The sequence below is a fragment of the Sphingobacterium micropteri genome (assembly GCF_014692515.1).
Taxonomy (GTDB): Bacteria; Bacteroidota; Bacteroidia; order Sphingobacteriales; family Sphingobacteriaceae; genus Sphingobacterium; species Sphingobacterium micropteri.
This window is the reverse complement of record NZ_JACOIK010000018.1, coordinates 59,627-67,719: the sequence shown is the minus strand read 5'-3', so window position 1 is coordinate 67,719 and position 8,093 is coordinate 59,627. Positions and strand designations below refer to the sequence as shown.

Below are 8,093 nucleotides of genomic sequence, written 5' to 3'. Positions count from 1 at the left end.
CTTTTGATTAATTTTGTCTCTACATTCATGTCTGACATTGTTAAGGGGTTAAACTTCAATTTGTTATTCGCATTACAAATCTAGTTTGTTTGCCCTTTAACTGTCAGATGAAATCGAAACTAATGCAATTTATTGGAACTATCCAACTTGCCGAGCTCTTTAATCCTAATTCAGAGATATTTCTTTCAGTTGAAAATAAATACTTCCCTTGTATTGTCATATCACTGATTGAAAGAAATGGAATATTACCCTCATAATATTCTTTTATGGTCGATTTTGGTGTGCCTCCACTTTTTGTTTTCTCACAAATTTCTCCCAAACTCTTCAATGTCCATCCATCCTTAAATTCCCTAAATCTAATTTTTCGAGAAAATATCTTTTCACTTAGCCCTTTACTATGGGAAATAATATCTCAAATCTAATCAAACTCTATTTCAAAATATTGAAGAATAGCTTTGTAATTATCCTGAGCTGTAAGACAGGTATCTAACAAGTATTCTCGAATATGATTCCACTCCTGTAAACCTCTGTAGTAAAACAGTTTAATGTCTTCATCAATAATGAAGGGCACTATATTATTGGCAAGACATTCCTTAAACATGATTAGCCGACCAACACGACCGTTTCCGTCCTGAAAAGGGTGAATGATTTCAAACTGGTAGTGAAAGTCTATAATATCTTCAAAAGTTTTCTTTTCAATGCTGTGGTAACCAGAAAGTAAATCTTTCATTTTTGCCGTCACCTCTTTAGGTGGGCAAGTTTCATTGCCACCTACTTCGTTAGGGAGCTTTTTGTATTCGCCAACATTAAACCAGTCTTTTCGACTATCAGATGTTCCTGATTTCAGGAGAAAATGTAATTCCTTTATAAATGATTCTGATAATTTAGATTTTGCTTTATCAATGATTAAATCAATACATCGAAAGTGATTGGTCGTTTCTATGATGTCATCTACATTAACGCTTTCTTTGGAAGCTCCGATAGTATTCGTTTCAAAAATATATCGAGTTTGATCATGGGTTAACTTGCTTCCTTCTATGCGGTTTGAGTTATAGGTCAGATCGATTTGCGTACGGTGATAAATACCACCTTTGAGCTTCATTTCTTTTTGCTCTTTGAAATGATTGAGTAATGGATTATCACTAAATTTCTTCTTATTTGCTTTCTCAGGCAATATCGCATCATCGGGAATATTCCATGTTTTACCAGTTAAGAAAGCCCCCTTAATCCTTCCTGTTGCACAGTAATTCCGGACGGTTCTTTCCGGAACATTCCACCTTTTTGCAAACTCACTTACTGAAATATAATTCATAGCTTTTGATTATAGATGCCGTTATCGGCAAATATACAACAAATAACAACTATATATTGATTGATTTCTGCCGATAACGGCATGATTAAGGATTTAATTTCCTATGTGAATACGATTCGCTATCAACTCTATGAACAAATTCTTAATCAAGAAAATGAATTGGTTCAAGTTAAGGATGCTTTAAACTATGAACAGCCAACTAAATATTTGGTGACAAATACAGATTATTCATCTGATATTTCCTTGATTCCAGTTCTAACCGCGAATAAAGCTTTTGTATTGGGATATACCGATGAAGAATATGGTATTTATGATAAGGGGCAATGTATTATTTTCGATGATTTTACAATGGATGTAAAGTTTGTGGATTTTCTATTCAAAGTAAAATCATCAGCAATTAAAATTTTGACAGCTAAACCAAATGTGAATCTAAAATTTATATTTGAATATTTGTCATTTTTAAATCTATCGTCAAATGAACACAAACGCCATTACATTTCCGAAATTGAACCTATGGAAATACAATTGCCAAATTATATTCAACAGAAACATGTTGCAAATTTTTTATCAAGTATTGATGATAAAGTAAAAACTGAGTTTGAAATTCATATGCTATTGATTAAACAGAAACAATATCTTTTAGCCAATTTATTTATATAAACAAATTGGCTAAAAAGTATGTCTTTTGTCTCTCTAATTGCTGTAAAATACTGGTTTCAATTTCAATTTTCGCATCGATAGATAATAAAAAGTCAGCTATTTTATGTTGTTCCTCCAAAGATGGAAATGGAATTTTTATTTTAGCCATAATTCCATTCATTAATTTGGGGTTTCCAACATAAGAAACATATTTTTTTGATACAGAGTTTATTAATTCAGAAATACAGACATTTGCATAACCATCTTTACTTAATAAAACTCCGCAAACATTTGTACAATAGAATTTTCCGATACGATAGTTTACATCACCTGCATTAGCACCATCGGTTGTCCAAGTAATAGCATTCTCAAATAAAAAATCACTATGATAACCTGCCAGTCCTTTGTTTTTTGTTTGTGAAGAATAAACAGGAAAAGGTTTTTCTTTATTCCTTTCATTTGACAATAGATTCATGGCTAAGACATTTCCTCTTGTTATTTTAAAAATTTCACCTACTTCTTTTGAGTCCCACTTAGGGAAAACATACCCATTTTCATTTTTAAAGCTCAATTGAGCAGAGAATATTTTCTTACTAATCGTATTCTTTAATAACTTCAACTCCTCAATTATTTTGTTTTGGGTTTGGATTCTTTCGTCAATGAGTGATAAAAAAGATGCGATTTTTAGTTGTTCATCCAAGATAGGTGTAAATAATTTTATACCCTTGATGCTTTCAAAATTTAGACCTTCACGACCGCTCCCCGTTTGTAAATTATTGAAAATAATTTGACCTTTATTTGATGAAAATATAGGTTGAATAAATCTTGGATTATATTGTTGACTTAATCTTATAATGCAGACATGTTGATTAACATTTCCAATTTTAAAATCATTAGACACAACACAGCTCCGCCCCAATGAAGCACCTGTTATATTAAGAAGTATATCATTGGGGTTAACAATGCTGTTTTTCATTTGGTTATTTACAGATTCTGGAATAAATACAGAATTATCTAATTCTAACCTGTCGTTGTTTACATTTTGACTCCGTATAAAAAGTATACCTTCCTTTGTGTAAACGGTTTCACCTCCTAAAGGAGTCTTTCCACTATTGACTTTATCAGCAATCTCTCCCAACCTCTTCGTTTGCCATTCCTCTTCAAATCCCGGAAATCTCAAAGGGGGAACGTTACCTACTTTTAATTTTTTATTTTCCATCTCGATGACTCAATTTTCGTTAGTAAAAACATTAAGGATTTAAAAAATTAAAAATCAATTCCCAATTCTTTCAAATACATATTAATCTCCTTATCCAACTCATCTCGTTTTGCTTCCAAAGATTTGATTTCCTGCATCACTGCCTGAATGTCGATTTCGGGTTCTGGTTCAAAAGTATCAACATAACGAGGAATGTTGAGGTTGAAATCATTCTCCTTTACCTCTTCAAAACTGGCTATATAAGCGAATCTTTCTTCAACAATTCCTGTTTCCATTGCCTGATCATGAAACTGCGTGAAAATATCTGTAATATGCTGAATGTGTTTTTCCCCTAAGGAATTTTGATTTTTTCCCGGTACAAAATCTTTGCTGGCATCAATAAACAGTACTTTCTCTTTGTTTACTTTTTGCTTGTTGAAAATAAGAATAACAGCCGGAATACTTGTGCCAAAAAACAAATTGGAAGGTAAGCCTATCACTGCTTCAATCAAATCTTCTTCAATCGTTTTAGTGCGAATTTTTCCTTCAGCAGCTCCTCTAAATAATACACCATGTGGTACAACCACACCTGCTTTACCAGTATTATTCAATGATTCTATCATATGTGAAATGAAAGCCCAATCTCCTTTAGATTTTGGTGGCAAACCTCTCCAGAAACGATTGTAAGAGTCACTTGCCAAATCATCTGCTCCCCATTTATCCAATGAAAAAGGAGGGTTGGCTACTACCGTATCGAATAACATTAAAGCATCTCCTTCCTTGTGCTTTGGGTTTCTCAACGTATCTCCCCAACGTATCACAGCACTATCATAGCCATGCAGATACATATTCATTACAGCCAATGCCCAAGTACTACCATTTGCTTCTTGACCATATAGCGAAAAGTTATTATCACCCACCTGGCGTCCTGCTTTGATTAAAAGAGAGCCTGAACCACAAGTAGGATCATAAATACGTGAACCTGGTTTAGATTTGGTCAGCTTAGCCAATAATGTAGAAACCTCCGCCGGAGTAAAAAATTCTCCTGCTTTTTTCCCTGAATCAGATGCAAAATTAGCTATCAAAAATTCGTATGCTCCTCCAATGACATCGTTATTCTCTAAATGAGAAGAAGAAAGGTTTAAAGAATAAAAATCGTTCAACAAATTACGTAATCTGGTTATTTTGCCTTTTGCATCTCCCAAATTAGAGCTGTTAAAATCAATATTTCTAAAAATATTAGATCCATCATGACCGCCTAATTTTTCTCTGTTTGCTTCCTCCAATTCCGCTAAAGCATGATTGATCATTTCCCCAATCTTTGGATTGTTACGGTTTTCATATAAAAAATAAAAGCTTGATTCTTCAGGAACTATAAAACGCTCTCGCTCCAATGCTCTTTTTACACGTTCTTCGTTGCCTTCATATTTTTTTGCATATTCTTCTTTTTTCTCATTATACACATCGGTTACATACTTTAGAAATAACATGGTGAGTATGTAATCTTTATATTGAGAAGGATCGATTGTACCACGAAATGTGTCACAAGCTTTCCATACTGTATTGTTTATATCTTTTTGACTTACTTTAGTACTCATTTTGTAGTTTTTTATAAGTTACTGTATTGATTAAATTTTCTTTAAGAGTGATTAACTCCTTTTGAATAACAACTTGTTCTTTTTTTAAGAAATCTAATTTTATGATCTGCTTTTGCGTCTCTAAATTAGGAATAATAATTTCCAAGTCTCCTAATTCTTGTTTTGTGATCGAGGGTATATTTTGGGTCGTCATTTTAGAAGCAAATACTTTTAATGTTTCAGGATGATTCAGATACCAAACTAAGAATTCAGGTAAAATAAGATTATTTTGAATAGTTAAAACCAGAAAAGAAGCACTGGCAATAGTAAAGGAATATTCATTGCGGAATAAGGCAGCGAAAAAACGTCTTCCCTTGGCATTGAATAAAACCTCGTTATATTGTAAGAAATTTTTTTCAATAGCCGGCTTTATCAAAACGTTAGCTTCAAGATCGTTTCTTAAATTTCCATCATCATCATAATCAGAAGTTCCAACCATTCTAACATAGGCATCGGTCAGTTGCTTCTCATCATTGTTAACGGTTTTAGGAACCACCATTCCCGACCTTATATTAACAATATCTGATAATTTAAACTTTTTGTTCATTTCTTTATTTTTAAACAAGCTCTCCGTTCTGTATAAAGAACAGAGAACTTGCAAATTAACATCAATTATGAGGATATTCGGGACCTAACCAAACTTTATATTCCAAATACTTGTCATAATAATATATCCATTCAGATATCCACGGAATGACTTCTACTAAATCAAGATAAGGTCTACCTTTTAAATCAAAAACTGGATGATACAAACAAAGTGAACCATCACCGTTAAAATGTGTATCTGCACATTTTATAAGATTTTTAGTTTCTACCATTACTCTTTCAAATCTATTGGGGAAAAATGGAGAACATAGCACTTTCAAATGATATTTTCTGTTATTCAATTCCAACGTACCTTTTCCTTCAAGTAATTTTCCTTTCACTTCAAAAGATAACCATTTGAATTCTTTTTCACATTCAATCAGCGTTTTATATAAAAATCCCATCCAGTATTTTTGAGCTCGTTCTTTAGGATTCAGCATAAAATCCATGACTTCCATTTTTTACACCTGATGAGGTATTAATTTGACCACTTGAGTCTGTGTAAGCTGTTCCAGAAAGCAATGCGGCTAATTGAGGATTCCCTTTAAAACTTTCTTCCAACTTAACCAAAGTTTGGATGTTTTGTTTGTAATATCCATTTCCAAATAAATCTTTATAATTTGACTCATTCGTTGAATTACCAATGAACGCATTTAATTTTTTCTCAAAGTCTTCTACGAAGCCTACAAAACTGTTATAATGTTTATCCTCCCACGAATCGGTAAAATTCTCTCTTTTACTTTTGTCCTCGTGATTATCAACCGGATTATAAACAGTAAATTTTATTTTGTGATATTTGTAATCATCCGCTAATTTCTTTAATTTTTGGACGGCATTTTTTAAAGCTTCCTGAATAGAAGGATTATCAGCATGGCTTTGTGCTAATAATGTGGTCAACACAATACTTGAAATGCATGGAGTTTTCGCTGTATCCTTATCAAAATAATATAAATCTCGATATCTCTTGACAATTTGAACTGTACGTTGCAATGGCGTTTTCAAATAGACATCTAAAGGTAAATCTTCAGTTTCTATCTCAGCTTTTAACATAATATTATATCTTTCCTGAAGAAGAAAGTTTGATTTGTTTCTTTCCGAAATATTTGTGAACCATTCAGCATATCCTTTTGGGTTTGTTCTTGACCAAGACGTCCTATATTTGTTCTCAGGAATCATCAATCTTGTATTGCTTGTAGTAATCATGCATCCTGGTAAAATATCCATATGGAAATCGCTATTATAGTTAATACGGATACAACGATTCTTTTTCTGCAAGAGCGGTTGATAGGTGCTGTGATTATTTAAAACACGATACAGTTCATCATAAATTTCTGAAGGTGTATGATTTAGATAAGAATCCTCAATGTGTAAAACAATATCTAAATCAAATTCTTTTCCAGAAAGTGGTTTGATAGTTGTGCCTATTAACAAAGAGCCTTGTGCATATACATTTATTGTATAATCTTTAAAAAAATCTTCGTCTCTTGACAAAACGTCATTTACAGCTCGGTAAGCAGATTCCATTTGGCTTTTGCGTGTTTCATCAAGCTCTAAATTTGAAGCTATTATTGCTAAGAGTTCATCTTTTTTGAATTCTTGGTCTGTATATTTATGTAAATTATTTTTCATTGATTAAATATTTTGTGTGTTCTCCAATTTTAGCAATTTGTTCTTCATGCTCAATTACCAATAATCTTTCAATTTCGCTGATGTCTACTACCATGAAATCACTGCCTAATTTGCGAGGATTTTTTAGAAGTTTTTTCAGCACTACTTCTTGTTCCAGAGTTGGAAGAAACTCAACAATGTCATAAATCAAAACTTCATAACATTGATGAAAAGTACTGTAACCAAATACTTTCATCGTTTTTTGCACCTCTCTGAATGATTTGGAGTAAAAAATATCTTTATCAAATCCATGGTCTTCAATAAGCTCTTCGTTGAATTCACGGTCATAGGTTGTTTCACGGTCTTTTCTGGATTCAAACCATTTAATAACATCTAAAGCATATTTACCTTTCACTCGAAAACGTAAATCGTCTTTGCTAATATCATCCGATTTCATTCCCTTCGCTCCGCAATCTTCCTTATATCCCCATTTTTCAAATTCTGAAAAACCGTTAAGTTTTTTGTAAACACCACCTACAGGTTGTAGTTGGTCTTTAATACGGTGACCACGAACTAACAAAAATTTAGAAGTGCCGGGAATTTTAATTCTGATTAAATAACTGATAGAAAATCGAACATCCTCATTCTTTAATTTAGTAAAATTGGACTGTAAATAGGTATAAATTTGATTTTTGTTATCTAGCAACGATTCTGTTGCTTTTTTTATGATAACCTTACCAGCAGCCATACCTAAAGCTGCTAAAACTGTGTTTGCTGCCATTAGCTTAGATTTAAATATTTATAAAAATTGCTTAATAGAGCATTATAACCAATGAAAACTTGTGTATATACATATAAATACATAGTTTTGCAAAAACGAAACAGACTATAATACTCTAAACCATAATGAGGTGACTAGCCTCAGGAGATGTATTGTTAAGCGCAATACGGGGATTTTATAAGTCAAACATCAAAAATATCTTAAAACCAAATCTATGTGCAGTAGAATTTGGTTTTTTTGTTTTAGTAATTCTTGTACAAAGATAAAAAAACATTTTGAATACACAAATAAAAATGCAAGTACAAGGATTACAAAATGGAAATAGCCATCTCA

The 8,093-nt window shown here is 32.3% G+C and carries 9 protein-coding genes; 1 reads left to right on the top strand and 8 read right to left on the bottom strand.

The window, feature by feature from the left end:
- Positions 1-103: 103 nt before the first annotated feature.
- Together H8B06_RS21015 and H8B06_RS19750 are read right to left on the bottom strand one after the other, a co-directional pair.
- Positions 104-328, bottom strand: a complete 225-nt coding sequence (locus tag H8B06_RS21015; RefSeq protein ID WP_223857808.1) for a restriction endonuclease subunit S domain-containing protein — start codon at positions 326-328, stop codon at positions 104-106.
- A 90-nt stretch (positions 329-418) separates the two neighbouring features.
- On the bottom strand, positions 419-1,312 hold the full coding sequence (locus H8B06_RS19750) for a DNA-binding protein (RefSeq protein ID WP_190995911.1): 894 nt from the start codon (positions 1,310-1,312) through the stop codon (positions 419-421).
- 81 nt (positions 1,313-1,393) lie between these two features.
- On the opposite strand from H8B06_RS19750, the gene H8B06_RS19745 reads away from it, so the two are divergent.
- Positions 1,394-1,972: a restriction endonuclease subunit S gene (locus H8B06_RS19745; protein WP_190995910.1), complete on the top strand. Its 579-nt coding sequence runs from the start codon at positions 1,394-1,396 to the stop codon at positions 1,970-1,972.
- Here the strand turns inward: H8B06_RS19745 and H8B06_RS19740 are convergent.
- From H8B06_RS19740 to H8B06_RS19715, 6 genes are all read right to left on the bottom strand, one after another.
- On the bottom strand, positions 1,965-3,170 hold the full coding sequence (locus H8B06_RS19740) for a restriction endonuclease subunit S (protein ID WP_223857807.1): 1,206 nt from the start codon (positions 3,168-3,170) through the stop codon (positions 1,965-1,967). The two genes, H8B06_RS19745 and H8B06_RS19740, sit on opposite strands and share 8 nt — an antisense overlap.
- Before the next feature lie 47 nt (positions 3,171-3,217).
- Entirely contained in the window at positions 3,218-4,747 is a 1,530-nt protein-coding gene (locus H8B06_RS19735; protein ID WP_190995909.1) for a type I restriction-modification system subunit M, read from the bottom strand.
- Complete coding sequence (locus tag H8B06_RS19730; protein WP_112375729.1) at positions 4,737-5,333, bottom strand: restriction endonuclease subunit S; 597 nt, start codon at positions 5,331-5,333, stop codon at positions 4,737-4,739. The genes H8B06_RS19735 and H8B06_RS19730 overlap by 11 nt, the downstream gene beginning before the upstream one ends.
- A gap of 61 nt (positions 5,334-5,394) precedes the next feature.
- Positions 5,395-5,820, bottom strand: coding sequence for a hypothetical protein (locus H8B06_RS19725; RefSeq protein WP_113264946.1), 426 nt, complete (start codon positions 5,818-5,820; stop codon positions 5,395-5,397).
- Positions 5,798-7,000 carry a nucleotidyltransferase domain-containing protein gene (locus H8B06_RS19720; protein ID WP_190995908.1) on the bottom strand — a complete coding sequence of 401 codons (1,203 nt, stop codon included), beginning with the start codon at positions 6,998-7,000 and terminating at the stop codon, positions 5,798-5,800. The genes H8B06_RS19725 and H8B06_RS19720 overlap by 23 nt, the downstream gene beginning before the upstream one ends.
- Entirely contained in the window at positions 6,990-7,760 is a 771-nt protein-coding gene (locus tag H8B06_RS19715; RefSeq protein ID WP_112375732.1) for an SMODS-associated NUDIX domain-containing protein, read from the bottom strand. The genes H8B06_RS19720 and H8B06_RS19715 overlap by 11 nt, the downstream gene beginning before the upstream one ends.
- Between the last annotated feature and the right edge of the window lie 333 nt (positions 7,761-8,093).

What these genes read in the sequence shown, in the direction of transcription:
- H8B06_RS19750 (WP_190995911.1), bottom strand. Translation starts at nt 1,312, where the DNA reads ATGAATTATATTTCAGTAAGTGAGTTTGCAAAAAGGTGGAATGTTCCG.
- H8B06_RS19745 (WP_190995910.1), top strand. Translation starts at nt 1,394, where the DNA reads ATGATTAAGGATTTAATTTCCTATGTGAATACGATTCGCTATCAACTC.
- H8B06_RS19740 (WP_223857807.1), bottom strand. Translation starts at nt 3,170, where the DNA reads ATGGAAAATAAAAAATTAAAAGTAGGTAACGTTCCCCCTTTGAGATTT.
- H8B06_RS19735 (WP_190995909.1), bottom strand. Translation starts at nt 4,747, where the DNA reads ATGAGTACTAAAGTAAGTCAAAAAGATATAAACAATACAGTATGGAAA.
- H8B06_RS19730 (WP_112375729.1), bottom strand. Translation starts at nt 5,333, where the DNA reads ATGAACAAAAAGTTTAAATTATCAGATATTGTTAATATAAGGTCGGGA.
- H8B06_RS19725 (WP_113264946.1), bottom strand. Translation starts at nt 5,820, where the DNA reads ATGGATTTTATGCTGAATCCTAAAGAACGAGCTCAAAAATACTGGATG.
- H8B06_RS19720 (WP_190995908.1), bottom strand. Translation starts at nt 7,000, where the DNA reads ATGAAAAATAATTTACATAAATATACAGACCAAGAATTCAAAAAAGAT.
- H8B06_RS19715 (WP_112375732.1), bottom strand. Translation starts at nt 7,760, where the DNA reads ATGGCAGCAAACACAGTTTTAGCAGCTTTAGGTATGGCTGCTGGTAAG.